Genomic DNA, 23,713 nt, shown 5'->3' on the forward strand with positions numbered 1-23,713 from the left:
GCCCCCTCGGCCGCAGGCGCGGCCTCACCCCCTGAGGATATTTTGGTCCAGCCCGAGGGGGCGGGCCGGCGCCGCGACCTGCCGCGCGTGAGCGGTCAGGCCGTCACGGCGGTGCCGGGCAGGTCGCCGCGGCGGAGGGGTCAGGCGCCGGTGGCGGTGCTCTCGGCGGCAGGCTGGGCCTGGACCTGATAGCTCACGTCGCGCACCAGCGTGTCGCGCAGCGTGGTGACCAGATCGCCGTCGGCCATCACCCGCACGTTGTCGCCGTCCTGGACGAGCTCGATCCGCGGCGGGGCCTCGGCCGGGCCCTCGTACTGGATCACCACCCGGTCCTCGGGCGAATAGGCGATGGTCGAGTCGGGATAGGAGGTATGGACGAGGTAGTCGTCGCGGTCCTCGCCGCCGTCGGCGAAGTCGCCGGCGCCCAGCACGATGCGGTCGTCGCCCTCGCCGCCCATCAGCGAATCGGCGGCGTCGTCGGCCTGGTCGGCGGCGCCGATGGTGTCGTTGCCGTCGCCGCCGTCGATGGTGTCGCGGCCCGCCCCGCCGTTCAGCACGTCGTCGCCGTCGTCGTTGTCGCCGGGCAGGATCAAGTCGTCGCCCGCGCCCGCATAGACGGTGTCGTCGCCGGTCCCGCCCTCGATCGTGTCGTTGCCGTCGGCCACGTCCGGCCCCGCGTCCGGGTCGCCGTAGAGGTCGTCGCCCTGGCCGAGGAACACCCGGTCGTCGCCCGCGTCCGCGATCACCGTGTCGTCGCCGAGGCCGCCGTAGATCCAGTCGTCGCCCGCGCCCGCGTCGATGGTATCCTCGCCCGCGAGGCCGCGCAGGATCTCGTCCCCGGCGGTGCCGTCGAGCTCGTCCGGCCCCTCGGTGCCGTCGATCATCGGCAGGTCGGGGACCGGCGTGCCCTCGTCGATCGGGTCATCGTCGCCGGTGCTGAGCAGGCTGCCCACCGCGGCAATGCCGAGCACCCCGAGCAGCAGCATGTACATCTGGTTCATCACGTCCCCCGAGCGTTGTGCGCGTTTTCCGAATCAATGCCCGAGAATCTGCGACAAGAACAGTTTGGTGCGTTCGGATTTCGGATTGTTGAAGAATTCGGTGGGGGTGTTCTCTTCGACGATCTGGCCCTGGTCCATGAAGATCACCCGGTTCGCCACCGCCTGCGCGAAGCCCATCTCGTGGGTGACGCAGAGCATGGTCATGCCGCCCTCGGCGAGTTCGATCATGGTGTCGAGCACCTCCTTGATCATCTCGGGGTCGAGGGCCGACGTCGGCTCGTCGAACAGCATGATCCGCGGCTTCATGCAGAGCGAGCGGGCGATGGCCACGCGCTGCTGCTGCCCGCCCGAGAGCTGGCCCGGGTATTTGTGCGCCTGCTCGGGGATGCGGACCTCGCGCAGGAAATGCATCGCGGTCTCCTCGGCCTCGCGCCGGGGCACCTTGCGGACCCAGATCGGGGCGAGGGTGCAGTTCTCGAGCACGGTCAGGTGCGGGAACAGGTTGAAGTGCTGGAACACCATTCCGACCTCGGAGCGCACCTTGTCGATGTTCTTGAGGTCGTTGGTGAGTTCGGTCCCGTCCACCACGATGCGGCCGGACTGGTGTTCCTCAAGCCGGTTGATGCAGCGGATCAGCGTCGACTTGCCCGACCCCGAGGGGCCGGCGATGACGATCCGTTCGCCGCGGCGCACGATCAGGTCGATGTCGCGCAGGACGTGGAAGGTGCCGTACCACTTGTTCATCTTGTCGATCTCGATCGCCACCTGATCGCTGACGGTCATGTGGCTGCGGTCGACGGCCCGGTCGGGCAGGCGCTCGGCAAGACGCTCGGACGGGTGGGAGAGGTCGGTCTGGGTCATGGGTGGGGCCTCTCAGCGGTGCTCGCGCTTCAGCCGCTGTTCCAGATGCATGGCATAGCGGGACATGGCGAAGCAGATGAAGAAGAAGATGGTGCCGGTGAAGACGTAGGGCTCCCAATAGGCGCCCTTCCATTCGAAGGTGGCGCGGATCGTGTCGGCCATCTGCTTCAGCGGGTCGAAGAGGCCGACGAAGGTCACGAGCGTGGTGTCCTTGAACATCCCGATGAAGGTGCCGACGATGCCGGGGATCGAGATCTTGAGCGCCTGCGGCAGAATGATGAGGCGCTGCGCCTTCCAGTAGTCGAGGCCGAGCGAATCGGCGGCCTCGTACTGGCCGCGGGGAAGGGCGGCGAGCCCGCCGCGGATCACCTCGGCCATGTAGGCGCTGGCGAACAGCGTCACCATGATGATGACCCGCAGGATGATGTCGAAGCTGGTGCCCGGCGGCAGGAAGTAGTTGAGCAGGATCGAGGCGACGAAGAGCAGGGTGATGAGCGGGACACCGCGGATGAACTCGATGAACATCACGGCGAGCATCTTGACCACGGGCATGTTGGATTGCCGGGCCAGCGCGAGGATGATGCCGAGCGGCAGCGACATGACGATGCCCGCGACGCCGATGGTGATGGCGAGGAGGAAGCCGCCGAACATCCGCGATTCGACGTAAGGGATGGCGAGCGGCAGCATCGCCTGGAGGTCGGTGGCGGCGCGGGGACCGAGCCAGAGCCACCAGCCGATGGCGGCGGCGATGCCGAGCGCGGGGGCGAGGAAGCCGAGCCGTGCGGTCACGCGCCAGACGAGGAAGCCCGCGACGAAGCCCGCCAGCGCCATGAGCGGCCCCCAGGCCGAGCCACCCCAGAGCAGCCAGACCCCGAGGAAGGGAAAGAGCAGGCTCGCCAGCAGCGACCAGCCGGGGCGGTACTCGATCAGCGCAGTCCAGAGCACGATGGTCGCGGCGAGGATCATCAGCACCCGCGGCGGCGCGCCGAGCGCCACGCAGGCGGCGAAGGCGGTGACGCCCGCCACCGCCAGCACCCCGCGCCTGAGCCGCGGGCTTTCCGAGAAGAGAACCGGGGCCACGGCAAAGAGCAGCAGTCCCCACGTCGCGGTCGGGCGCCAGTAGAGCTGCGACGGGTAGAAGCCGTAGAGGAACTGGTTCCAGCGCTCGCGGATCACGGCGAAGCAGGCGCCGGTGGCGCCCTCGCCCGCGCGCTCGGCGATGATGCGGCGGCATTCGCCCATGCTGCCGGCGTTCCAGACGGCGTTGGCGAACCACGGCCAGAGGTGCGAGACGAGGTACCAGACGGCCGCCAGCCCCACGAGGGTCAGGATCGTGTTCAGCGGCCCCGAGAACAGGTTCTCGCGCAGCCACAGCACGGCGCCGGACTGGCGCGCGGGCGGGGCGGCCTGCGGCAGCATCGTGTCGCGGACGAAGGGGACGGTTTCGGCGTGCAGCTCGGACATCTCAGCGCTCCTTCAGCTTCACGCGGGCGTTGTAGACGTTCATCACCCCCGAGATGGCGAGGCTGATGGCGAGGTAGATCCCCATCATCACGATCATCGATTCCATCTCGCGCCCGGTCTGGTTCAGCGTCGTGCCGCCCAGCGTGGCGCGCAGGTCCGGGTAGCCCACGGCGATGGCGAGCGACGAGTTCTTGGTCAGGTTCAGAAACTGCGAGATCAGCGGCGGGATGATGACCCTGAGCGCCTGCGGCAGGATGACGAGGCCCATGATCCCGCGCGGTTGCAGGCCGAGGGCGGCGGCGGCCTCGGACTGGCCGCGGCTGACGGCGAGGATGCCGGCGCGGACGATCTCGGCGATGAAGGCGCCCGTGTAGAGCGAAAGCGCCAGCAGCAGGACGACGAAGCCGTTGTCGAGGTTGAGCCCGCCCGAGAAGTTGAAGCCGGTCAGCTCGGGGCGGATGAAGTGGACGCCGAAGACGCGCGACAGCACGACCAGCGGCACGAGGTAGAGGGCGAGCGAGAACGGCCAGGTGAGCGGCCGCCGCCCCGTCGCGTCCTGCCGCGCCTGCGCCCAGCCCCTGAGCCAGCGGTGGATCAGCCAGGCCGCGACCAGCGCCACGACGAAGGCGAGGAACACCGTGTCGAGGCTGACCGGCCCCAGCGCCACGCTGCCCGGGTCGTGGTCCACGGCGAGCCGCGGCACGGCGGTATAGCGGTTGGTCGGCGCCACGCTGTCGAAGAGGATCATCTCGGCCTTGGCGTTGCCGTCCGCGTCGGGGCGGTAGTCGCGCGGGCCCGGCATCACCTCGGTGAAGAGGGCGAGGATCACGAGGATCCAGAGCAGCAGGGGGACGTTGCGGAAGATCTCGACATAGACGGTCATCAGCCGCGCCACGAGCCAGTTGCGCGACAGCCGCAGCACCCCCACCAGCACCCCGATGATCGTGGCCAGCACGCAGCCGAGCGCCGAGACGAGCAGCGTGTTGGTCAGACCCACCATCGCGGCGCGCAGATGCGTGTCGGCCGAGGAATAGGGGATGATGTGGAACGGGATGTCGTAGCCCGCCCGGTTCCACAGGAAGCCGAAGTCGAAGGTCTTGCCCTGCCGGGCGAGGTTCTGGACGGTGTTGTTCACCAGCCACGCCGCGAACAGCATGACGATGATGAACACCAGCGTCTGGATGGTGAGCGACCGGAACTTGCGGTCGTAGATCAGCATGGACAGCCGGAACGGGCGGTCCCCCGGCGCGGTGACCGGTGACATGGGCGACTTGGGCGCCATCGTCGACTCTCCCTGCGGGGCGGCGGCTCTGTCGTCCGCCTTGGACCGCGCGTCGTGTTGGGTCGTGGTGGGGGGGCCGGGGCGGCGCGAGGGCCGCCCGCGACCCGGCTCAGGTCAGGCCGTCCCTCGCGCGCCGGGCGCGCGAGGGGACGGCCCCGGCCCTCAGCGGAAGGGCATCGCGTACATCAGCCCGCCCTGGGTCCAGAGCGCGTTCAGCCCGCGCGCCAGCCCGATCGGGGTCTGCTCGCCGATGTTGGCGGCGAAGATCTCGCCATAGTTGCCCGAGGCGGCGATGGCGCGCTTGGCCCATTCCTTGTCCAGCCCCAGCATCGCGCCGTAGTCGTCGGTCGCGCCCAGCATCCGCTGCACGTCGGGGTTGGTCGAGGACTTCGACAGCTCCTCGATGTTGGCCGAGGTCACGCCGTATTCCTCGCCCGAGATGAGCGCGTAGAGCACCCAGCGGACGATGTCGCCCCAGTTGTTGTCGCCGTGGCGCACCGCCGGCCCGAGCGGCTCTTTCGAGATGATCTCGGGCAGGATGATGTGGTTGTCGGGGTCGGCGAAGGCCGCCCGCGTCGCCGCGAGGCCCGAGGCGTCGGTGGTGTAGGCGTCGCAGGCGCCGGCCATGTACTGCTGCTCGCCCTCGGCGTTCGAGTCGATGTTGACCGGCTGGTAGGTCATGTTGTTGGCGCGGAACCAGTCGGCGAGGTTCAGCTCGGTCGAGGTGCCGGTCTGGATGCAGATCGTCGCCCCGTCCAGTTCCTTGGCCGACGACACGCCCAGGTCCTTTCGGACCATGAAGCCCTGGCCGTCGTAGTAGTTCACCCCGGCGAAATCGAGCTTGAGGTCGGTGTCGCGCTGGAAGGTCCAGGTCGAGTTGCGGGCGAGCACGTCGACCTCGCCCGAGGAGAGCGCGGTGAAGCGGGTCTGGCCGGTGGTGGGGATGTATTTCACCTTGGTCGCGTCACCCAGCACGGCGGCGGCGACGGCCTTGCAGATGGCGATGTCGAAGCCCGACCAGTTGCCGTTGGCGTCCGGCGCGGCGAAGCCGACGAGACCGGTGTTGACGCCGCAGTTGAGCACGCCGCGCGACTTGACCTGCGCCAGCGTCTCGCCTTCGGCGGCCATCGCGGCGCCCGCCGCGAGCGCCGCGGTGGCGGCGGTGGCCAGGAACAGCTTGTTGAGCATGGGATTCCTCTCTGTTGGGCGCCCGGACTGTGTTGCCCGGTGCGGTTTTCTTGGATCGCTCCGGCCCGGTCGCGCGGGATGTCCCCCCGCGGCGTCGCACCGTATCGGCAGCATCTTGCCGGTCCCTCCCCACAGGTCAACCCTGTCGCGCAGGCCGGCCCCGTCCCGGTCGGGCGCTGGTCAGAGCGCAGGCACGAGCAGCGCGAGCAGCCGCTCGGCCACCCGCATCGCGTCGAGCCGGGCGGCGGCGGCGGCCTCGGCCTCGTCGTCGCGGCCCCATTGCTCGGCCTGATAGTCCTCGTCGAGGCGCGCGAGCCGGTGCGCGGTGGCGGCGTCGATCCGCCCCTCGAGCACAGCGAGCCCGAGGATGAGCGAGCCGGGCAGCGTCACGAGGTCATGCAGCGCGGTGAGCTGCCACGGGGTCAGCCGGTCCAGCCGGTCGCGCAGGCGGGCGAGGGCGGCGGGGTCCTGCGGCACCGGGATCACCCCTTCGGTGATCCTGAGCGGCGCCTTGAGCGCCACCGCGGCCCAGTCGATCAGCGGGTCCCATTCGGCCGCCTGCCGGGTGGCGAGCACCTCGGGGTGGTCGGCGCGGTAGCTGAGCAGGTCGGTGCCGCCATACTCGGCCAGCATGTCGGCGACCGCGGCGAACTGCGGCGCGACCTTCTCGATGGCCGAGTTGGCGGCCCGCGTCAGCGGCATCGCGCCGGGGTCGATGCGGTCGGTCTGGGCGTCCCATTCCGCGGCGATGGCGCGGGCCAGCGCCTCGGTCGGCAGCACGAGGGGCAGCTTGCCCGGGGTGCGGATCGGCTTGCCGTCGAGCGTGACCTGCCAGCCGCCCGCGACCGGCTCGGCCGCGGCCTGCGTCCAGAAGCGGCGCGGCGCCCACTCGCTCATGCCAGCCACGCGTCGATCATGCGGCCGAGCGCGTCCATGTCGGGGGCGACGTCCGCCGCGCCGGCGGCGCGCAGCGCCTCGGGCGTGTGGTGGCCCCAGGCGACGCCGAGGGCGCGGACCCCGGCGTTGCCCGCCATCTGGATGTCGAAGCTGGTGTCGCCGATCATCAGCGCCTCACCCGCGTCCACGCCGGCGGCGGCGAGGCACGCCAGCACCATACCCGGCGCGGGTTTCGAGGGGTGGTCGTCGGCGGTCTGGGTGGTGACGAACAGCCCCGCGATCCCGTGCGCCGCCAGCAGCGCGTCGAGCCCGCGCCGCGACTTGCCGGTGGCGATGGCCATCAGCACGTCCTCGCGCGCGGCCAGCCGGTCGAGGAGGTCGCGGGCGCCTTGAAACAGGGGCGATTCGCCGCCGCTGCGGGCGGTGAAATAGTGGCTGCGGTAGGTCTCGACCACGCGGGCGCGGGCGGGCTCGTCCGCGTCGGGCAGAAGCGTGGCGACCGCGACCGGCAGCGACAGTCCGACGATGCCGCTGATCGCGGCCGAGGGCAGCGGCGGCAGGTTGGCCGCGGCGATGCCCGCGTTCATCGAATCCATGATGATCGCGTGGCTGTCGACCAGCGTGCCGTCCACGTCCCAGATGATCAGCCGCATCACGCGTCCTCGAACGGGTCGGCGGGCACGTCACTCTCGTGCCAGCCCAGGGTTTTCCAGGTCCGCGCCATGTGGTCCGGCAGCGGGGCGGTCAGGGTGATCCGCTTGCCCGTGATCGGGTGGTCGAAGCTGATCTGCCGGGCGTGCAGGTGCAGCTTGCGGCTGATCTCTCCGCCCAGTTGCGCGCCCCAGCCGTCGCCGAGGTTTTCCTGCCCCGAGCCGCCATACTTGCCGTCGCCGATGATCGGGTGGCCGAGTTCGGCCATGTGCGCGCGCAGCTGGTGGGTGCGGCCGGTGACGGGGACCAGCGCGCACCACGAGACGCGGGTGCCGAGCCGGTCGAGCACCGCGTAGTCGGTGGTGGCGCGCTTGGCGCCCTCGGTCTGGTCGACCTTGGCGGGGTGGACAGCGACCATCTTCTCGCCCTCGCCGCCGCGGCCGTGGCCGGGGGCCTTGACGAGGCCGAAGCGGACCGTGCCCATCGCGGGCGAGGGCACGCCCGCGACCGCGGCCCAGTAGATCTTGCGGGTGGTGCGGGCGCGGAAGGATTCCGACAGCCGCCGCGCCACCCGGTCGGTGCGGGCCAGCAGCAGCACCCCCGAGGTGTCCTTGTCGAGCCGGTGGACCAGCTTCGGCCGGTCCTTGTAGCCGAACATCAACGCCGGGGTCAGGCCGTCCACGTGCCGGTCCCCCTGCCCCGAGCCGCCCTGGCTCGGCAGCCTGGCGGGCTTGTTCAGCGCGATGATGTGCTCATCCTTCCAGAGGACGGCGGACTGGATCATCCGCGCGTCATCCTCGCGCGGGGAACGGGCCTGGGCGGGGGCGCGGGGCGCCTCGGGGGCTGCGTCGGGCAGCGGCGGGATGCGGATGTCCTGCCCCGCCTCGATGCGGGTCGCGGGCTTGGCGCGGGCGCCGTCCACCCGCAGCTCGCCCTTGCGGCACATCTTCTCGATGGCGATCTGGTTGAGCTGCGGAAAGCGTTTCCGCAGCCAGCGGTCGAGGCGCTGGTCGCCCTCGTCCTCGGCCACGCGCAGGGTCTGGACGCCGCTCATGCCGGCCGCCCGAGGCTGAGGCCGAGCGCCAGCGCGGCGAGCGAGAGCGCCACCGAGGCCGCAACATAGCCGACCGCCAGCCCCTGCGCACCGCGGGTCCACAGCGTCACCGCGTCGAGCGAGAAGGCCGAGAAGGTGGTGAAGCCGCCGAGCAGCCCGGTCATCAGCAGCGGCACGTGGGCGCCCGCGCGCGGCAGCAGCGCCGCGGCGAGCACGCCCATGGCCAGCGAGCCCGCGACGTTGACGATCAGCGTGCCGAGCGGGAAGCCGGGCGAGACGGCGGCGGCCGCCCGGGTGACGCCGTAGCGCGCCACCGAGCCCGCCGCCCCGCCGAGCGCGACCTGGAGAATGGGGTTCATCATGGGCTGACCTCTAGGGGGGCGGCGGGCAAAGTCAACCGCCAGCCCGGCGTCGCCCGCCCTTCGGGCTGGACAGAAATATCCCGGGGGAGCGCCCGGCACGGGCGCGGGGGCAGAGCCCCCTCAGGCCGCTCACCCGCCGCGCTTCGCGCGCTGGCCCACGAACCAGTCGAGCCGCTTCTTCAGCTCGCGCTCGAAGCCGCGCTCGACGGGGACGTAGAGGACCGGGCGCTTCATGCCTTCGGGGAAGTAGTTCTGGCCCGAGAACCCGTCCTCGGCGTCGTGGTCGTAGGCGTAGCCGGCGCCGTAGCCCTGCTCCTTCATCAGCTTCGTGGGGGCGTTGAGGATATGCGCCGGGGGGGTGAGGCTGCCGGTCCGCTTCGCCTCGGCGCGGGAGGCCTTGTAGGCGACGTAGCCGGCGTTCGATTTCGGCGCCAGCGCGAGGTAGATCACCGCCTGCGCCAGCGCCAGCTCGCCCTCGGGGCTGCCCAGCCGCTCGTAGAGCGCCCAGGCGTCGAGGCAGTGGCGCTGCGCGGCGGGGTCGGCGAGGCCGATGTCCTCGATCGCCATGCGCGTCAGGCGGCGGGCGAGGTAGCGCGGGTCCTCGCCCCCCTCAAGCATCCGCGCGAGCCAGTAGAGCGCCGCGTCCGGGTCCGAGCCGCGCACCGACTTGTGCAGCGCCGAGATCAGGTTGAAGTGCTCGTCGCCCGACTTGTCATAGCGCGCCGCGCGGCGCATGAGCCGCTGCGCCAGCGCCTCGCGGTCAAGCCTGGCGTCGGTCTTCCACGCCATCACCTGCTCGATCAGGTTCAGGGCCGCCCGGCCATCGCCGTCCGCCATCTCGAGCAGCGCGTCGCGGGCGGGGCCGTCGAGCGGCAGGGCGCGTCCCATCTCGCGCTCGGCCCGCTGAGCGAGCAGTTCGAGGTCGGCGAGTTCGAGACGGCGCAGCACGACGACCTGCGCGCGGCTCAGCAGTGCGGCATTCAGCTCGAACGAGGGGTTCTCGGTCGTGGCCCCGACGAGGAGAATCGTGCCGTCCTCCATATGCGGCAGGAAGCTGTCCTGCTGGGCCTTGTTGAAGCGATGGATCTCGTCGACGAAAAGCAGCGTGCCCTTGCCGTCGGGCTGCTCGCGGCGCAGGCGGGCGGCGTCGAACACCCGGCGCAGCTCGGCCACGCCCGAGAAGATGGCGGAAATCTGGACGAACACCCGGTCGGTCTGGTCGGCCAGCAGCCGGGCGATGGTGGTCTTGCCGACCCCGGGCGGGCCCCACAGGATCAGCGAGGACAGGCTGCCCGCGGCGAGCATCGCGCCCAGCGGGCCGGCCTCGCCCAGCACCTCGTCCTGGCCGATGACCTCCGACAGGCGTTGCGGCCGCAGCCGGTCGGCCAGCGGCCGGTGGGCGCCCCTGCCCCCGCCCGCGGCGGCTTGGCGTTCCCGTGACCCACCCTTCCCGCTGCCGTGGGGCTGCAGCGGGGTCGGGGCGGGCGCGGAATCGAACAGGTCGGGCATGGCGCGAGACTATGCCCGACCGCCGGCAGAGTGTATCCCCCGCCGGCGGTGTCGCCTCAGTGCATCTTCCCGGCGAGATTGATGGCGGTGCACTGGTAATACCCATCGTCGATCCAGCAGAGCCGGCCGATCGCCTCGGCCTCGATCTTGCAGCGCGAGAACACCCGCGGCCACGCCTCGCCGTTGAGCGACAGAAGCCGGGTGGCGCCGACGCCGCGGGCGCAGCTCACCATCGTGTCCACGAGCTGGGCGTGCACCCGGCGGCGGATCGACTGGGGGGTGTCGTGGCTGACGAAGAGGCGCGTCGCCTCCCATGTGTGGTCGTCGACCGGGGCCTCGCCATAGAGCAGGTCCTGCGGGATCGAGCCGCCGAGGATGCCGCGCTGCGCGTCCCGGATCATGTAGGAATAGATGCCGCAGCTTGCGGTGGTGGGGGTCAACCGCATCCCGGCCAGCACCTTGCCGCCGTCATGCACGGCCACCCAACGCGACTGGGGGGTGTCGTACTGGTCGAACTCCATCCCGTCGACCTGAGGAAGGTCCCAGTTGCGCTGGATGATGAAGCTCTGGCGGCGGGCACGGAAGAAATTGGCGAACAGCTCGCCGTAGTTGTGGAGGTTGGTGAACGAGAGGGTCGTGGTTTGCATGGGTCTTCTCCTGGTTGATCGTGTCAACCCGTCGGAGCGCCCGCGTCGAAAGTCCCGTGGCCTTACAGCAAGCGGTAGTCCTTGGCGCGTTGCAGCGCCTCAGCCGTCGTCTTGGCCATCAGGCGTTCGCGGACCGAGATGAGCCGGGCCTTGAACGCGCTTTCGGTGATCCCAAGTTTCGCCGCCGCCGCCGCGTGACGGTCCCCCTCCGCGATGCACCGAAGGGCTTCTTGCTGAGCCTTCGTCAGGCTCTCCGGCGGCTCTGTCGCATCGTGGAGCCGTCGTACCAGTGTCGAGATCGCCTCGATCTCGTCATCCGTGAATTCACGCTTGTCATGCGCGCAGCCGGCGATCGTCCGCGATTTGAGCGAACCGCACGACACGATGACACCGTAGTTGAGCCCGAATCGCGCGCTTTCGGCGATGATCCCGAACGGGTCGGGGATCGGCAGCACCGACCAGCGGATCGAGCCGGTGGTCGAGAATCCCCAGGCGATGGTCGGGTCGCGCAGCGCGTAGCCGCGCTCGGCGTAGTGATCGGTCCAGGCCTTGGGATAGGCCTGGAACTGCATGATCGGTGCCGCATAGCGGATATGGAGCCCGATGAAATACCCCATCGGCGCCAGCTTGCGCAGGCGGGCGAGGGTCGCGGTGATTTCTGCTCTGGAGGACATATCTTTTTAGATAAACTGCACACACTAACGTCAATCGGATACAGGAGGTCCGCCGCATCCGATCCATCTTTCCACGCCTCGCCCCGACCACCCGGCCCAATTTCGCCGGACTGAGGCTTTCTTGCACATAACTCGTTAACAAAAAGAGAATCCCGCCCGGGTCGGGGCGGGATTCTTTTCGACGTTGCGACGATTTTCGCCTCGGACGGGTGCGGCAAACTTGCGCACCCGCGGGGCGCGAATCAGGCCTCGTATTCGGTCTCGGCCTCGGCTTCCGCCTCGAGCCGGGCGCGGTCGGCGGCGCCCTTGGCGCTCACGTCGCGGTCGACGAACTCGATGATCGCCATCGGCGCCATGTCGCCATAGCGGAACCCGGCCTTGAGGACGCGGACATAGCCGCCCTGGCGGTCCTTGTAGCGCGGGCCGAGAATCTCGAACAGGCGCGCGACGTGCTGGTCCTGCTTGAGCTGGGCGGCAGCCTGACGGCGGGCGTGCAGGTCGCCGCGCTTGGCCAGCGTGATCAGCTTCTCGATCACCGGGCGCAGTTCCTTGGCCTTGGGCAGCGTCGTCTTGATCTGCTCATGCTCGATCAGCGAGCCGGCCATGTTGGCGAACAGCGCCTTGCGGTGCTCGTGGGTACGGTTGAGGCGGCGGTAGCCGCGGGCGTGACGCATGATGGTCTCCTGGCGTTTTGCTTTGTCCGGCCCCCGTGCGTGGCGGGGACTCTCCTTGGGGCGGGATTGCCCGGGGTAGTACGGCGGGGGGTGCCCCCCGCCGACTGCTCAAAACTGGTCGTCGAACCGCTTGGCGAGGTCCTCGATGTTCTCGGGCGGCCACTCGACCACGTCCATGCCGAGGTGCAGGCCCATGCCCGACAGCACTTCCTTGATCTCGTTCAGGGACTTGCGGCCGAAGTTCGGGGTCCGCAGCATCTCGGCCTCGGTCTTCTGGATGAGGTCGCCGATGTAGACGATGTTGTCGTTCTTCAGGCAGTTGGCCGAACGCACCGACAGCTCGAGCTCGTCCACCTTCTTCAGCAGCCGCGGGTCGAACTCGAGCCCGTCCTCGGCGTCCGAGCTGCGGGCCGATTCGGGCTCTTCGAAGTTGACGAACACCGCCAGCTGGTCCTGCAGGATGCGGGCGGCATAGGCCACCGCGTCCTCGGGCGACAGCGAGCCGTCGGTCTCGACGCGCATGGTCAGCTTGTCATAGTCCAGCACCTGGCCCTCGCGGGTGGGCGTGACCTCGTAGCTGACGCGCTTGACCGGCGAGAAGATCGCGTCGATCGGGATCAGCCCGATGGGGGCGTCCTCGGGGCGGTTCTTGTCGGCCGCGACGTAGCCCTTGCCGACCGCGACGGTCAGCTCCATGTGCAGGTCCGCGCCCTCGTCGAGGTGGCAGATCACGTGGTCGCGGTTCAGCACCGTGATGCCCGCAGTCTCGGAGATCTGGCCGGCGGTGACGGCCCCCGGCCCCTTGGCCGAGAGGGTCAGGCGCTTCGGCCCGTCCACGTCCATCTTGAGCGTCACGCCCTTGAGGTTCAGCACGATGTCGGTCACGTCCTCGCGGACGCCGGCGACCGACGAGAACTCGTGCAGCACGTTGTCGATCTGCACCGAGGTGATCGCGGCGCCCTGCAGCGACGACATCAGCACCCGCCGCAGCGCGTTGCCGAGCGTGAGGCCGAAGCCGCGCTCGAGCGGTTCGGCGACGACGGTGGCCACGCGCGCGGCCTGTGCGCCCGGACGGACGTCAAGCTGCGCCGGCTTGATCAGCTCGGCCCAATTCTTGTGGATCATGCGATTGCCTCCATTCCTGTTTCCGGCCCCATGTCCAGCCGCCGGAAACGCCCGAGGTATAAAATGCGACGACCGGCCCCCGCCGGGACGGGCGGGGGCCGGGCAGAAATCGGTCGGGTCAGACGCGCCGGCGCTTGGGCGGGCGGACACCGTTGTGGGCGATCGGCGTCACGTCGCGGATCGCGGTGATGTTGAAGCCGACAGCGGCCAGCGCGCGCAGCGCCGATTCGCGGCCCGAGCCGGGGCCCTGGACCTCGACCTCGATGGTCCGCATCCCGTGCTCCTGCGCCTTCTTGCCGGCGTCCTCGGCGGCCATCTGGGCGGCGTAGGGGGTCGACTTGCGCGAGCCCTTGAAGCCCATGGTGCCGGCCGACGACCAGGCGATCGCGTTGCCCTGCACGTCCGAAATCAGGATCTTGGTGTTGTTGAACGACGAGTTCACATGCGCCACGCCGGTGGCGATGTTCTTGCGTTCCTTGCGCTTCATGCGCGTCTTGTCGCGTGCCATGTTGCGCTCTCCTTATTTCTTCTTGCCGGCGATGGGTTTCGCCGGGCCCTTGCGGGTGCGGGCGTTGGTGTGGGTGCGCTGGCCGCGCACCGGCAGGCCGCGGCGGTGGCGCAGCCCGCGGTACGAACCAAGGTCCATCATCCGCTTGATGTTCATCTGCGTCTCGCGGCGCAGGTCGCCCTCGACGGTCAGGTTCGCGTCGATGTATTCGCGGATCTGCAGCACTTCCGCGTCGGACAGCTCGTTGACGCGGCGGGCGCGGTCGATGCCGACGGCCTCGCAGATCTGTTCGGCGTACATGGCGCCAATGCCGTGGATATATTGCAGCGCGATCGGAACACGCTTGCCGGTCGGGATGTTGACGCCAGCGATACGGGCCAAGTCCGGTCTTCCTTTTCGTTGCGGGTCCGTAGCACCAGACCCTTTTTTCACAACCAATGGCCCGCGGCGGTCAGCCGTCGGGCCAGGGCTCACCCCGGATGGGTGATTCTCGCATGGAGATGGCGGTCTTTAGTCGCTGGTGACCGGAGCGTCAACCCCGTGGACCCTGTCGGGCGCCGGGATCTGGTCGGGCGGCAGGCCGCTGGAGCCGGGGTAAAAGTGCTCGCAGGCGCAGGCGGCGCGCAGGTTCTGGCCCCAGTCCACCGCCAGCGGGATGGGGTTGCCGGCGTCGCCGATCCCCTGCTCGACCGCCGAAAGGTCGCGCAGGCCCCCCTTGTCCCGCAGCGCCGCGAGGCGGCTGGCGAAGGCGGTCGCCGCCGGCAACGGCTACGCCGTGCCGGGGGCGATGGCGCGGTCCGAGACGAAGAGCTCGGCGCCGGCGCGGCAGTCCACCAGCTCGATCTCGCGTGAGGCGAAGTGCCCCGAGACCTCGGTGAGCTGGCTGACGAACCCGCCCCCCTCGTCGCGCGCAGGCCCGATGTGCCAAGTGCTGCCGGGGTCGTCGCCCTGGGGCGGATAGACCAGCTCGCGCCCGCAGGGCGCCAGCAGCCTGAGCGTGGGCGGCGGCGCGTCGGCCTGCGCCGCCCCGAACGGCAGCGCAACGAGCAGCGCCGCGAGCGCCGCCCCGCCGTGGCTCACCCGCTCAGACCGTCCATGATGCCCGCGACCTGCCGGCCCACGGCGTCCATCTCGGCCATGCCGTCGACCGGGTGGAGCTGGCCCTTGGCGTAGTAGTAGCCGATCAGCGGCGAGGTTTTCTTGTAGTACTCCAGCAGCCGGGTCCGCAGGCTGTCGGCGTTGTCGTCGGCGCGGCGGCGCAGGTCGGTCGAGCCGCAGACGTTGCACTTGCCCGGCTCGGTCGTCGGCTTGGTGGTGTCGTGATAGACCTCGCCGCAGTTGCCGCAGGTGAAGCGGCCGCTGATCCGGTCCACGAGGGCGCCGTCGTCCACCTGCATCTCGATCACCGCGTCGATCTTGCGGCCCATGCCGGCGAGCAGCTCCTCGAGCGCGTCGGCCTGCGGCAGGGTGCGGGGGAAGCCGTCGAAGATGAAGCCGGGGGCGTCCACGGTCTCGAGCTTCTCGCGGATCAGGCCGATCACGATCTCGTCCGTGACGAGCTGGCCCTTGTCCATCACATCGGCCACCACGCGGCCCATCTCGGTCCCCGAGGTGCGCGCCTCGCGCAGCATGTCGCCCGTGGACAACTGGACGAGGCCACGATCCTCGACGAGCGTGCGGGCCTGGGTGCCCTTCCCGGCGCCGGGCGGACCCAGCAGGATGATGTTGATGGTCAATTCGTCCCCCCCTTTAACATGACACCGCGCGCGCCCGGACCGGGCACGCGCGAAAGTTGCGTCAGCGGCGGGCCGGCAGGCGTTTCGGCTTGGCCTCGCCCGGCTTGCGCTTGCCGCGCAGCTGCGACCGCTCGATCAAAGCCTCGTATTGATGCGCGAGCAAGTGGCTTTGGATCTGGTTGATGGTGTCCATCGTCACCGAGACGATGATCAGCACCGACGTGCCCCCGAAGTAGAACGGGATCGACAGCTGGTGGCGGATCACCTCGGGCAGCATGCAGACCGCGGCGAGGTAGAGCGAGCCGATCACCAGCACGCGGTTCACCACGTAGTCGAGGTATTCCTCGGTCCGCTTGCCCGGCCGGATGCCGGGGATGAAGCCGCCCTGGTTCTTGAGGTTCTCGGCCACGTCGTCGGATTTGAAGGCCACGTTCTGGGTGTAGAAGTAGCTGAAGAAGATGATCATCGCCGCGAAGAACAGCAGGTAGAGCGGCTGTCCGGGGCCGAAATAGGCGAGGATCGTCGACATCACCGGGCCGGTCTGGTTGCCCGAGAAGGTCGAGATGGTGATCGGCAGCAGCAGCAGCGAGCTGGCGAAGATCGCCGGGATCACGCCGGCCGGGTTGACCTTGATCGGCAGGTGGCTCGACTGGCCGTCATAGACCTTCATGCCGACCTGGCGGCGGGGATACTGGATGCGGATCTTGCGCAAGGCCCGCTCCATGAACACCACGAAGGCCATGACGACGACCACCAGCACGATCACGCCGAGGATCACCGGGGTCGAGATCGCGCCCGAGCGGCCTTGCGCGAAGAACTGCGCCAGGTGGCCGGGGATCTCGGCCAGGATGCCGACGTAGATGATCAGCGAGATGCCGTTGCCGATGCCGCGGGCGGTGATCTGCTCGCCCAGCCACATCAGGAACATCGTCCCGCCGACCAGCGTGATGACCACCGCGGCGCGGAAGAACCAGCCCGGCTCATGCGCCATGCCGCCCGCCTCGAGGCTGACGGCGAGGCCGTAGGCCTGGAACAGCGCCAGCAGCACGGTGCCGTAGCGGGTGTACTGGTTGATCTTCTTGCGGCCCTGCTCGCCCTCTTTCTTGAGCTGCTCGAGCGAGGGGACCATCGAGGCGAGAAGCTGCACGATGATCGAGGCCGAGATATAGGGCATGATGCCGAGGGCGAAGACGCCCATCCGGCCCAGCGCGCCGCCCGTGAACATCGACAGGATGCCGCCGATGCCGGCCTGCGCCTGCTCCATGAAGTTGCGCAGCGCGCCGCCGTCGATGCCCGGCACCGGGATGTAGGTGCCCAGGCGATAGATGATGAGCAACCCGATGGTGAACCAGATCCGCTGGCGGAGTTCGGTCGCCTTGCCGAGCTGGCCCCAGCTCAGGTTCGCGGCCATCTGTTCTGCGGCTGACGCCATGACTGCCCCTTGTCGTTCCGGCCCGTGGGTCGGCATATGTGTCCGGCCGTGGCCGGATTTGGCAGCGCCGCCGGACCCGTTCCGGTCGCGGCGGCGCTGTCCGTCAACTCGGACGCTATCTATGGGGCGGCGCGCGCCCCTTCAACAGCTTTCCGCCCCTCCGCTGCGCCGGGCCTCAGGCCTCGGCGCTCGCCTCGGAGGCGGTCTCGCGCACCGGACGGGTCAGGGTCAGCGAGCCGCCGGCCTTTTCCACCGCCTCGGCCGCAGCCTTCGACGCCCCCGCGAGGGTCAGGTTCAGCGCCGCGGTCAGTTCGCCCTTGGCGAGCAGGCGGATGCCGTCGAGCTTGCGCTTGGTGGCGCCGGCTTCGATCAGCGCGTCCTCGGTGATCGCGTCGCCCGCGTTCAGCTTGCCCGCATCGACCATCGCCTGCAGCTGGCCCAGGTTGACCACCGCGAACTCGAGCCGGTTGGGCTTGTTGAAGCCGCGCTTCGGCAGACGACGGTAGAGCGGCATCTGGCCGCCCTCGTAGCCCCCGAGCGCCACGCCCGAGCGCGAGGTCTGGCCCTTGATACCGCGGCCGGCGGTCTTGCCCTTGCCCGAACCCGGGCCGCGCGCCACGCGTTTCTTCTTGCGGTTGGCGCCGTCGTTGTCGCGCAGTTCGTTCAGTTTCATGTCGCTTCTCCTGATGCCGGAAACGTCCCCGGAAGCGAAGGGCGGGACGCACACGGCCTGATGGGTAGGAATCGCCCGCGGACGTGTGCCGAGGACGAACCCGGGGGCCATAAGCGAGAAGCGCCGCGGACGCAAGCGCTCAGGCGTCTGCTGCGGGCTCGAGTGCAGCCTCGGGTCCGGGCTCGATCCGGCGCCCGAAGAGCACCAGGTGGTGGTCCACGATGCGGTAGCCGTAGCGCGCCGCGACGCGGGCCTGCAGCGCCTCGATCTCGGCCGAAACGAACTCGATCACCTCGCCCGAATCGACGTCGATCAGGTGGTCGTGGTGGGCGGCGGGCTCGGCCTCGAAGCGGGCGGGGCCGGCGTCGAAGCGGTGCTGGCGCAGGAAGCCCTTGTCGGTGAGCGTGGCGAGCGTGCGGTAGGTCGTCGCCTGCGAGACGCTCGGGTCGATCCGGCGGGCCCGGTCCAGCACCGCCTCGGCGTCGGGGTGGTCGGCGGCGCGCAGCAGCACCTCGGCGATGGCCTGGCGCTGGCGGGTGACGCGCAGCCCGGCGCCGCGCAGCATCTCGTCGATCTGCGCCCGCGCCGCGGCGGGGTGGTCGGGCAGCGGGGGCGCGGCGGGTGGAGGGGTGAGGGACGGGTCGCGGTCGGTCATGGGAGGCAGGTTACCGCCGCGGGCCGGGCCGAGCAAGATGAGAGCGGTTCTCGTCTGCCTTGACAGTTGAGAACCGTTCCCGATAACTGGCGGGCAGCGCCGCCCGCTGGCGCGCGAAGGATGAGGGTGCAGGGGTGACGGCGACGGGCAGATGGCTGGCGGCCGGGGCGGCGCTGATGGCGCTGCTCGCGGGGCTGATGCTCGCCGCCGGCGGCTCTGGCCCCGGCACAGCGCCCGCGGCCCGCGCGGCAGACGGGCGGCTGGTCGTCGTAACCACCTTCACGGTGCTCGCCGACATGGCCCGCAACGTCGCGGGCGACCACGCCGAGGTGGTCTCGATCACCAAGCCCGGGGCCGAGATCCACGGCTACGAGCCAACCCCGCAGGACATCGTGCGCGCCACCCGCGCCGATCTGATCCTGTGGAACGGGCTGGGGCTCGAGCGCTGGTTCGCGCAGTTCCTCTCGACCCTGCCGCCGACGCCCGCGGCGGTCGTCTCGGACGGGCTGGCGCCGATCCCGGTGCGGGCCGGCGCGGCCGAGGGCCACCCGAACCCGCACGGCTGGATGGGGGTCGAGGGCGCGCGCGTCTATGTCACCAACATCGCCGCCGCGCTGGCGCAGGCGGACCCGGCCAACGCCGACGCCTACCACGCCAACGCGGCCGCCTATCTGGACCGGATCGAGGCCGCGCTCGCCCCGGCCCGCGCCCGGATCGCGGCGCTGCCGCCCGAACGGCGCTGGCTCGTGACCTGCGAGGGCGCGTTCCCCTATCTCGCCCGCGACCTGGGCCTGCGCGAGCTTTACCTCTGGCCGATCAACGCCGACCAGACCGGCACCCCGCAGCAGGTCCGCGCGGTGGTGGACGGGGTGCGCGCCCATCGCGTGCCGGCGGTGTTCTGCGAAAGCACCGTCAGCCAGAAGCCCGCCCGCCAGGTCGCGCGCGAGACGGGCGCGGCCTATGGCGGCGTCCTTTACGTCGACAGCCTGACCCCCGCCGACGGGGCGGTGCCGAGCTACCTCGACCTCTTGCGCGTCACCACCGACACCATCGCCCACGGGCTGACCGGAGCCGCCTCATGACCCCCTCGCCCCCTGTGGACAGCGCCCCGGACGTCCCGATGGACGGCATCGTCGCCCGCGATGTGACCGTGACCTACCGCAACGGCCTGACCGCGCTCTCGCACGCGAGTTTCGCCGTCCCGCGTGGCACCGTCACCGCGCTGGTCGGCGTCAACGGCGCGGGGAAATCCACGCTCTTCAAGGCGATCATGGGCTTCGTGCCGACCGGCGCGGGCGAGATCACGCTGATGGGCCGCCCCGTCGCCCGGGCGCTACGCGAGAACCTCGTGGCCTATGTCCCGCAGGCCGAAGAGGTGGACTGGTCCTTCCCGGTGCTGGTCGAGGACGTGGTGATGATGGGCCGCTACGGCCACATGGGGCTGATGCGCCGACCCCGCGCCGCCGACCGCGCCGCCGTCACCGCGGCGCTGGCGCGGGTGGGGATGGAGGCGTTCCGCCACCGCCAGATCGGCGAGCTGTCCGGCGGCCAGAAGAAGCGCGTGTTCCTGGCCCGGGCGCTGGCGCAGGACGGGCAGGTGATCCTGCTCGACGAGCCCTTCACCGGCGTCGACGTGACGACCGAGGAACAGATCGTGGCGCTTCTGGGTGAACTCAGGGCCGAGGGGCGGGTGATGCTGGTCTCGACCCACAACCTCGGCTCGGTGCCGCGGTTCTGCGACCGGGTGGTGCTGGTCAAGGGCACGGTGCTGGCCTACGGCCCGACCGAGACGACATTCACCCGCGCCAACCTCGCACGCGCCTTCGGCGGGCAACTGCGCGAGGTCTCGCTGGGCGGGCCGGACCTGCACCACGACGACCACGCCGACGACCGGCGGCTGACCATCCTGACCGACGACGAGCGCGCCGTGGTCCATTACGGCGGCCGCCCGCTGGTGCCGGGGGACGAGGGATGAGCGCGGCATTCGAGCCCTTCGCCTACCGCTACATGATCGACGCGATCTGGGTGGCGGCGCTGGTCGGCGGGGTCTGCGGGTTCCTGTCCTGTTATCTCATGCTCAAGGGCTGGTCGCTGATCGGCGACGCGCTGAGCCATTCCGTCGTGCCCGGCGTCGCCATCGCGGGCCTTCTCGGCCTGCCCTTCGCACTCGGCGCCTTCGTCGCAGGCGGCCTCGCCGCCGCGATGCTCGCGTTGCAGGACCGCTCGGGGCTCAAGAGCGACGTGGTGATCGGGCTGATCTTCACCGCCTTCTTCGGGCTCGGCCTCTTCATCGTCTCGGTGGCGCCAATGGCGGTGTCGATCCAGACCATCGTGATGGGCAACATTTTGGCCATCACGCCTGCCGACACGGTGCAGCTGGCGCTGATCGGCGGCGTGACGCTTGCCGTGCTGCTGGTTCGCTGGCGCGACCTCGTGGCGGTGTTCTTCGACGAGATCCACGCCCGCACCATCGGCCTGCGGCCGGCCCGCCTCAAGGCGCTGTTCTTCGCGCTGCTGGCGGCCTCGGTGGTGGCGGGGATGCAGACGGTGGGGGCGTTCCTCGTCATCGCGCTGGTGGTGACGCCGGGGGCGACGGCGTATCTGCTGACCGACCGCTTCCCGCGGCTTCTGGCGCTGGCGGTGGCGATCGGGGCGGGGACGAGCGCGCTCGGCGCCTATCTCAGCTATTTCCTCGACGGGGCGACGGGGGGGATCATCGTGCTGCTGCAGACGGCGCTGTTCGTCTCGGCCTTCGTCCTCGCGCCCACCCACGGGCTGCTGGCCGCCCGCGCCCGGGCGCGCGCCGCGCTGAAGCCCCACCCGGCGGCGAGGGCGGAATGAGCACGCTCGCTGCCTTTCAGTTCGACTTCATGCAGAACGCGCTGATCGCGGCGATGCTGATCGCGCCGGCGGCGGCGATGCTGTCGTGCTTTCTGGTCCTCAAGGGCTGGGCGCTGATGGGCGACGCAGCCAGCCACGCCACGGTGCCGGGCGTCGTGGTCGCGTGGCTGCTGGGCTGGCCCTACGCGGTGGGCGGGTTCCTGGCCGCGATGGCCTGCACCGTCGCGGTCGGGTTCGTGTCGGACAACAGCCGGGTCAAGACCGACACGGTGATGGGGGTGGTCTTCGCGGGGATGTTCGCGGCCGGCATCGTGCTGCACACGGCCACCGGCTCGGGGCTGCATCTCGACCACATCCTGTTCGGCAACATGCTGGGGATCGAGCCGGCGGAGCTGTGGACCGCGGGCGCGATCTCGGTCGCGGTGGCCGGGGTGCTGCTGGTCAAGTGGCGCGACTGGCTGCTCGCGGCGTTCGACCCGGTGCAGGCGCGCGCCTCGGGGCTGCGGACGGGGGTGCTGCACTACGGGATGCTGGCGATGCTGTCGGCGATGATCGTGGCGATGCTGTCGGCGATCGGGCTGATCCTCGCGGTCGGCCTGCTGATCGCGCCGGGGGCGACGGCCTTCCTGCTGACCCGGCGGATGGGCGAGATGATGGCCGCGGCCTGGGTGATCTGCCTGGCCGCGATGGCCGGCGGGGTGGCGCTGAGCTTCCGGCTCGACAGCGCGCCGGCACCGACCATCGTGCTGATCCTGACGGCGATGTTCCTTGCCGCGCTGGGGTGGCGGCAGCTTCGGGTGCGCCGCGCTACCCGCTGAAGGGTTCGAGCGGCAGGTCGTGCGCCTCGGCCAGCGCGCGGACCTCGTCCATGCTGCGGGCGGCGAGGAAGCCAGCCACGTCTTCGCCCGCCACCTCGGTCAGCCGGGCCGAGAAATGCGGCTCGAGCGCCGCGCAGGCGACGAACCCGTCGGCGCAGGGGTAGATGCGGTAGTCCCGCCCCGCGCCCGACAGAAGCCCGCCCCCCACCGTCGCCCCGTGCCGCACCGCGGCGGCAAAGCGCTGCGCCACCTGCGCGAGGCCGACGCGCGCGTGCCGCCCCGGCAGCCCGCGCTCGCGGCCCAGAAGCAGGGCGCAGGCAGCGGCCGCGGCGGCCTCGGCCCCGCCGAGATCGGCCAGCAGCGTGCGGGGCATGGCGCGCGGATCGACGAGGCCGGCGGCGGCCTGATAGGTCAGGTCGTGGCCCGGCACCTCGGGCGCCTCGGTGTCGCCGACGATCTCGACCCACACCAGCGCCGGATTGACCTGCGCGAGCGCCGGGACGGTAATCCCCAGCCGCGCCAGCGCCGCGGGACGGTGGCTGGAGATCAGCACATCGGCGCCTTCCAGCAGCGCGCGGAACCGCGCCTGCCCGGCCTCGGCGCGCAGGTCCACGGTCTCGACGCGGGCGGCGGCGTTCAGCTCGGCATACCAGCCGGGCATGATCGTGGCGGTCATGTCGCCGGCGGGCGGCTCGATCTTGATCACCGCCATGCCCTGCGCGGCCAGCAGCGCCGCGGCCGCGGGGCCCGGGACGTTGGCGGCCATGCAGACGCAGGTGAGGCCGGCAAGCGGCAAGGTCGAGTCGGGCGAATCGGTCATGGGGGCTCTCCTCGGGCCGAGGGATAGCGCGAAGCGGGGCGGCGATCACCCGGCCTCGTCGGTGCTCTCGTTGGTGCTTTCGTCCGCGGTCAGGTTGACGAAGCTGACCGCCCAGCCGGCGGGGGACGCCTCGATCCGGGTCAGCGACAGCGGCGCGATGCGGAACGCGAGCGCCGCGCCGGGGCTGTCCAGCGCGCGGGCGAGCGCCGCCCGGACGGTGCCCGCGTGCGCCACGACCGCGACCCGGCCCCCGCCGGCAGCCAGCGCTTCGAGCGCCGGGACGATGCGGGCGCAGGCGTCGGCGAAGCTTTCGCCCCCCGGCGGCGCGGTGGCGGCGAGGTCGTCGGCCGAGAGCGGCCCGAGGTCGGGCAGATGGGCGTAGGACGCCCCCTCCCACGCGCCGAAATCCTGTTCCCAGAGCGCGGGAAGCTGCGCGGCGTCGCGGTCGGGCCAGAGCGCGGCGGCAGTCTGGCGGCAGCGCATCGCGGGCGAGGCGGCGATCCGGTCTACCGGCCCGATCCGCCGCCCCAGACGCGCCACCGCGGCGGGGTCGATGCGGATGGTCAGGTCACGGCGTCCGACGAGCCGGCCCTGATCCTCCACCGGCCCGTGGCGGATCAGCAGCAGCGTCGCCGCGCCGGCGGGGGCGGCGGGAGCCGTCGCGGCGGGGCGCGGGGCGCGGGGGGGCTTGGCGGGCATCGGGGTCTCCACCCCCCGGATGTGCCGGAGCGGGGGGCGTGCCGCAACCCTGCGCGGGGTGGGGGCGGTGGGGGGCGCATTCCGCGTCGGTCCGGGGGATTGCGGCTGCCAGAGAGACTAGAAGGTGTCCGTTCTCGCGCGC

At 70.6% G+C, this 23,713-nt stretch carries 28 protein-coding genes; 4 read left to right on the forward strand and 24 right to left on the reverse strand.

Annotated features, from left to right (window positions below; genetic code table 11):
• Positions 1 to 140: 140 nt before the first annotated feature.
• The 22 genes from HGN31_RS05730 to HGN31_RS05835 all read right to left on the reverse strand — a co-directional run bounded on the left by HGN31_RS05730 (position 141) and on the right by HGN31_RS05835 (position 18,303).
• Positions 141 to 1,001: a calcium-binding protein gene (locus tag HGN31_RS05730; protein ID WP_156127490.1), complete on the reverse strand. Its 861-nt coding sequence runs from the start codon at positions 999 to 1,001 to the stop codon at positions 141 to 143.
• 33 nt (positions 1,002 to 1,034) lie between these two features.
• Positions 1,035 to 1,784, reverse strand: coding sequence for an amino acid ABC transporter ATP-binding protein (locus HGN31_RS05735; protein WP_168783826.1), 750 nt, complete (start codon positions 1,782 to 1,784; stop codon positions 1,035 to 1,037).
• 90 nt (positions 1,785 to 1,874) lie between these two features.
• Positions 1,875 to 3,326, reverse strand: a complete 1,452-nt coding sequence (locus tag HGN31_RS05740; RefSeq protein ID WP_168782610.1) for an amino acid ABC transporter permease — start codon at positions 3,324 to 3,326, stop codon at positions 1,875 to 1,877.
• 1 nt (position 3,327) lies between these two features.
• The gene (locus HGN31_RS05745) at positions 3,328 to 4,590 is read right to left on the reverse strand and encodes an amino acid ABC transporter permease (RefSeq protein ID WP_036703432.1); all 1,263 of its coding nucleotides are present in this window, start codon (positions 4,588 to 4,590) and stop codon (positions 3,328 to 3,330) included.
• Between the two features lie 180 nt (positions 4,591 to 4,770).
• Positions 4,771 to 5,796, reverse strand: a complete 1,026-nt coding sequence (locus HGN31_RS05750) for an amino acid ABC transporter substrate-binding protein (protein ID WP_036703421.1) — start codon at positions 5,794 to 5,796, stop codon at positions 4,771 to 4,773.
• A gap of 180 nt (positions 5,797 to 5,976) precedes the next feature.
• Positions 5,977 to 6,693 (reverse strand): ATP12 family chaperone protein, encoded by a 717-nt coding sequence (locus HGN31_RS05755; RefSeq protein WP_168783827.1) that lies wholly within the window; start codon positions 6,691 to 6,693, stop codon positions 5,977 to 5,979.
• Positions 6,690 to 7,346: an HAD-IA family hydrolase gene (locus tag HGN31_RS05760; protein WP_168782611.1), complete on the reverse strand. Its 657-nt coding sequence runs from the start codon at positions 7,344 to 7,346 to the stop codon at positions 6,690 to 6,692. Before HGN31_RS05760 ends, HGN31_RS05755 begins: the two co-directional genes overlap by 4 nt.
• Positions 7,346 to 8,398, reverse strand: coding sequence for an RluA family pseudouridine synthase (locus HGN31_RS05765; RefSeq protein WP_168782612.1), 1,053 nt, complete (start codon positions 8,396 to 8,398; stop codon positions 7,346 to 7,348). The genes HGN31_RS05760 and HGN31_RS05765 overlap by 1 nt, the downstream gene beginning before the upstream one ends.
• Entirely contained in the window at positions 8,395 to 8,760 is a 366-nt protein-coding gene (gene crcB / locus HGN31_RS05770) for a fluoride efflux transporter CrcB (RefSeq protein ID WP_168782613.1), read from the reverse strand. The genes HGN31_RS05765 and crcB overlap by 4 nt, the downstream gene beginning before the upstream one ends.
• A 129-nt stretch (positions 8,761 to 8,889) precedes the next feature.
• Positions 8,890 to 10,269, reverse strand: coding sequence for a replication-associated recombination protein A (locus tag HGN31_RS05775; RefSeq protein ID WP_168782614.1), 1,380 nt, complete (start codon positions 10,267 to 10,269; stop codon positions 8,890 to 8,892).
• 56 nt (positions 10,270 to 10,325) lie between these two features.
• The gene (locus HGN31_RS05780; protein ID WP_036704559.1) at positions 10,326 to 10,916 is read right to left on the reverse strand and encodes an acyl-homoserine-lactone synthase; all 591 of its coding nucleotides are present in this window, start codon (positions 10,914 to 10,916) and stop codon (positions 10,326 to 10,328) included.
• 62 nt (positions 10,917 to 10,978) lie between these two features.
• The gene (locus HGN31_RS05785; protein WP_168782615.1) at positions 10,979 to 11,590 is read right to left on the reverse strand and encodes an autoinducer binding domain-containing protein; all 612 of its coding nucleotides are present in this window, start codon (positions 11,588 to 11,590) and stop codon (positions 10,979 to 10,981) included.
• Between the two features lie 242 nt (positions 11,591 to 11,832).
• Positions 11,833 to 12,264, reverse strand: coding sequence for a 50S ribosomal protein L17 (gene rplQ, locus HGN31_RS05790; RefSeq protein ID WP_036711914.1), 432 nt, complete (start codon positions 12,262 to 12,264; stop codon positions 11,833 to 11,835).
• Between the two features lie 108 nt (positions 12,265 to 12,372).
• The gene (locus HGN31_RS05795) at positions 12,373 to 13,389 is read right to left on the reverse strand and encodes a DNA-directed RNA polymerase subunit alpha (RefSeq protein WP_036704562.1); all 1,017 of its coding nucleotides are present in this window, start codon (positions 13,387 to 13,389) and stop codon (positions 12,373 to 12,375) included.
• Positions 13,390 to 13,507: 118 nt separating this feature from the next.
• A complete protein-coding gene (gene rpsK, locus HGN31_RS05800; protein ID WP_036704563.1) occupies positions 13,508 to 13,897 on the reverse strand; it encodes a 30S ribosomal protein S11 in 390 nt (129 codons plus the stop codon).
• A 12-nt stretch (positions 13,898 to 13,909) separates the two neighbouring features.
• Complete coding sequence (gene rpsM, locus HGN31_RS05805) at positions 13,910 to 14,278, reverse strand: 30S ribosomal protein S13 (protein WP_036704565.1); 369 nt, start codon at positions 14,276 to 14,278, stop codon at positions 13,910 to 13,912.
• Between the two features lie 129 nt (positions 14,279 to 14,407).
• Positions 14,408 to 14,662 carry a hypothetical protein gene (locus tag HGN31_RS05810; RefSeq protein WP_168782616.1) on the reverse strand — a complete coding sequence of 85 codons (255 nt, stop codon included), beginning with the start codon at positions 14,660 to 14,662 and terminating at the stop codon, positions 14,408 to 14,410.
• 3 nt (positions 14,663 to 14,665) lie between these two features.
• Entirely contained in the window at positions 14,666 to 14,977 is a 312-nt protein-coding gene (locus tag HGN31_RS05815) for a hypothetical protein (protein ID WP_168782617.1), read from the reverse strand.
• Positions 14,974 to 15,633 carry an adenylate kinase gene (locus HGN31_RS05820; RefSeq protein ID WP_211096342.1) on the reverse strand — a complete coding sequence of 220 codons (660 nt, stop codon included), beginning with the start codon at positions 15,631 to 15,633 and terminating at the stop codon, positions 14,974 to 14,976. The genes HGN31_RS05815 and HGN31_RS05820 overlap by 4 nt, the downstream gene beginning before the upstream one ends.
• A gap of 61 nt (positions 15,634 to 15,694) precedes the next feature.
• Positions 15,695 to 17,065, reverse strand: a complete 1,371-nt coding sequence (gene secY / locus HGN31_RS05825; RefSeq protein WP_036711910.1) for a preprotein translocase subunit SecY — start codon at positions 17,063 to 17,065, stop codon at positions 15,695 to 15,697.
• Positions 17,066 to 17,240: 175 nt separating this feature from the next.
• The gene (gene rplO, locus HGN31_RS05830) at positions 17,241 to 17,738 is read right to left on the reverse strand and encodes a 50S ribosomal protein L15 (protein WP_168782618.1); all 498 of its coding nucleotides are present in this window, start codon (positions 17,736 to 17,738) and stop codon (positions 17,241 to 17,243) included.
• Positions 17,739 to 17,877: 139 nt separating this feature from the next.
• Positions 17,878 to 18,303 (reverse strand): Fur family transcriptional regulator, encoded by a 426-nt coding sequence (locus HGN31_RS05835; protein WP_211096370.1) that lies wholly within the window; start codon positions 18,301 to 18,303, stop codon positions 17,878 to 17,880.
• A 266-nt stretch (positions 18,304 to 18,569) separates the two neighbouring features.
• Between HGN31_RS05835 and HGN31_RS05840 the strand changes: the two genes are divergently transcribed.
• The 4 genes from HGN31_RS05840 to HGN31_RS05855 are packed head-to-tail and all read left to right on the forward strand — an operon-like array spanning position 18,570 to position 22,052.
• Positions 18,570 to 19,475, forward strand: a complete 906-nt coding sequence (locus HGN31_RS05840) for a metal ABC transporter solute-binding protein, Zn/Mn family (protein WP_168783829.1) — start codon at positions 18,570 to 18,572, stop codon at positions 19,473 to 19,475.
• Positions 19,472 to 20,368 carry a manganese/iron ABC transporter ATP-binding protein gene (locus HGN31_RS05845; protein ID WP_280529903.1) on the forward strand — a complete coding sequence of 299 codons (897 nt, stop codon included), beginning with the start codon at positions 19,472 to 19,474 and terminating at the stop codon, positions 20,366 to 20,368. Before HGN31_RS05840 ends, HGN31_RS05845 begins: the two co-directional genes overlap by 4 nt.
• Positions 20,365 to 21,234 (forward strand): metal ABC transporter permease, encoded by an 870-nt coding sequence (locus HGN31_RS05850; protein WP_168782620.1) that lies wholly within the window; start codon positions 20,365 to 20,367, stop codon positions 21,232 to 21,234. The genes HGN31_RS05845 and HGN31_RS05850 overlap by 4 nt, the downstream gene beginning before the upstream one ends.
• Complete coding sequence (locus HGN31_RS05855; protein WP_168782621.1) at positions 21,231 to 22,052, forward strand: metal ABC transporter permease; 822 nt, start codon at positions 21,231 to 21,233, stop codon at positions 22,050 to 22,052. The genes HGN31_RS05850 and HGN31_RS05855 overlap by 4 nt, the downstream gene beginning before the upstream one ends.
• Here the strand turns inward: HGN31_RS05855 and HGN31_RS05860 are convergent.
• Positions 22,042 to 22,872: a CoA transferase gene (locus HGN31_RS05860; protein ID WP_168782622.1), complete on the reverse strand. Its 831-nt coding sequence runs from the start codon at positions 22,870 to 22,872 to the stop codon at positions 22,042 to 22,044. The two genes, HGN31_RS05855 and HGN31_RS05860, sit on opposite strands and share 11 nt — an antisense overlap.
• A 45-nt stretch (positions 22,873 to 22,917) precedes the next feature.
• Positions 22,918 to 23,571 carry a histidine phosphatase family protein gene (locus HGN31_RS05865; RefSeq protein WP_168782623.1) on the reverse strand — a complete coding sequence of 218 codons (654 nt, stop codon included), beginning with the start codon at positions 23,569 to 23,571 and terminating at the stop codon, positions 22,918 to 22,920.
• Between the last annotated feature and the right edge of the window lie 142 nt (positions 23,572 to 23,713).

Source organism: Paracoccus sanguinis, from assembly GCF_012689545.1.
Taxonomy (GTDB): domain Bacteria; phylum Pseudomonadota; class Alphaproteobacteria; order Rhodobacterales; family Rhodobacteraceae; genus Paracoccus; species Paracoccus panacisoli.

What these genes read in the sequence shown, in the direction of transcription:
- HGN31_RS05730 (WP_156127490.1), bottom strand. Translation starts at nt 1,001, where the DNA reads ATGAACCAGATGTACATGCTGCTGCTCGGGGTGCTCGGCATTGCCGCG.
- HGN31_RS05735 (WP_168783826.1), bottom strand. Translation starts at nt 1,784, where the DNA reads ATGACCGTCAGCGATCAGGTGGCGATCGAGATCGACAAGATGAACAAG.
- HGN31_RS05740 (WP_168782610.1), bottom strand. Translation starts at nt 3,326, where the DNA reads ATGTCCGAGCTGCACGCCGAAACCGTCCCCTTCGTCCGCGACACGATG.
- HGN31_RS05745 (WP_036703432.1), bottom strand. Translation starts at nt 4,590, where the DNA reads ATGTCACCGGTCACCGCGCCGGGGGACCGCCCGTTCCGGCTGTCCATG.
- HGN31_RS05750 (WP_036703421.1), bottom strand. Translation starts at nt 5,796, where the DNA reads ATGCTCAACAAGCTGTTCCTGGCCACCGCCGCCACCGCGGCGCTCGCG.
- HGN31_RS05755 (WP_168783827.1), bottom strand. Translation starts at nt 6,693, where the DNA reads ATGAGCGAGTGGGCGCCGCGCCGCTTCTGGACGCAGGCCGCGGCCGAG.
- HGN31_RS05760 (WP_168782611.1), bottom strand. Translation starts at nt 7,346, where the DNA reads ATGCGGCTGATCATCTGGGACGTGGACGGCACGCTGGTCGACAGCCAC.
- HGN31_RS05765 (WP_168782612.1), bottom strand. Translation starts at nt 8,398, where the DNA reads ATGAGCGGCGTCCAGACCCTGCGCGTGGCCGAGGACGAGGGCGACCAG.
- crcB (WP_168782613.1), bottom strand. Translation starts at nt 8,760, where the DNA reads ATGATGAACCCCATTCTCCAGGTCGCGCTCGGCGGGGCGGCGGGCTCG.
- HGN31_RS05775 (WP_168782614.1), bottom strand. Translation starts at nt 10,269, where the DNA reads ATGCCCGACCTGTTCGATTCCGCGCCCGCCCCGACCCCGCTGCAGCCC.
- HGN31_RS05780 (WP_036704559.1), bottom strand. Translation starts at nt 10,916, where the DNA reads ATGCAAACCACGACCCTCTCGTTCACCAACCTCCACAACTACGGCGAG.
- HGN31_RS05785 (WP_168782615.1), bottom strand. Translation starts at nt 11,590, where the DNA reads ATGTCCTCCAGAGCAGAAATCACCGCGACCCTCGCCCGCCTGCGCAAG.
- rplQ (WP_036711914.1), bottom strand. Translation starts at nt 12,264, where the DNA reads ATGCGTCACGCCCGCGGCTACCGCCGCCTCAACCGTACCCACGAGCAC.
- HGN31_RS05795 (WP_036704562.1), bottom strand. Translation starts at nt 13,389, where the DNA reads ATGATCCACAAGAATTGGGCCGAGCTGATCAAGCCGGCGCAGCTTGAC.
- rpsK (WP_036704563.1), bottom strand. Translation starts at nt 13,897, where the DNA reads ATGGCACGCGACAAGACGCGCATGAAGCGCAAGGAACGCAAGAACATC.
- secY (WP_036711910.1), bottom strand. Translation starts at nt 17,065, where the DNA reads ATGGCGTCAGCCGCAGAACAGATGGCCGCGAACCTGAGCTGGGGCCAG.
- rplO (WP_168782618.1), bottom strand. Translation starts at nt 17,738, where the DNA reads ATGAAACTGAACGAACTGCGCGACAACGACGGCGCCAACCGCAAGAAG.
- HGN31_RS05835 (WP_211096370.1), bottom strand. Translation starts at nt 18,303, where the DNA reads ATGCTGCGCGGCGCCGGGCTGCGCGTCACCCGCCAGCGCCAGGCCATC.
- HGN31_RS05840 (WP_168783829.1), top strand. Translation starts at nt 18,570, where the DNA reads ATGGCGCTGCTCGCGGGGCTGATGCTCGCCGCCGGCGGCTCTGGCCCC.
- HGN31_RS05845 (WP_280529903.1), top strand. Translation starts at nt 19,472, where the DNA reads ATGACCCCCTCGCCCCCTGTGGACAGCGCCCCGGACGTCCCGATGGAC.
- HGN31_RS05850 (WP_168782620.1), top strand. Translation starts at nt 20,365, where the DNA reads ATGAGCGCGGCATTCGAGCCCTTCGCCTACCGCTACATGATCGACGCG.
- HGN31_RS05855 (WP_168782621.1), top strand. Translation starts at nt 21,231, where the DNA reads ATGAGCACGCTCGCTGCCTTTCAGTTCGACTTCATGCAGAACGCGCTG.
- HGN31_RS05860 (WP_168782622.1), bottom strand. Translation starts at nt 22,872, where the DNA reads ATGACCGATTCGCCCGACTCGACCTTGCCGCTTGCCGGCCTCACCTGC.
- HGN31_RS05865 (WP_168782623.1), bottom strand. Translation starts at nt 23,571, where the DNA reads ATGCCCGCCAAGCCCCCCCGCGCCCCGCGCCCCGCCGCGACGGCTCCC.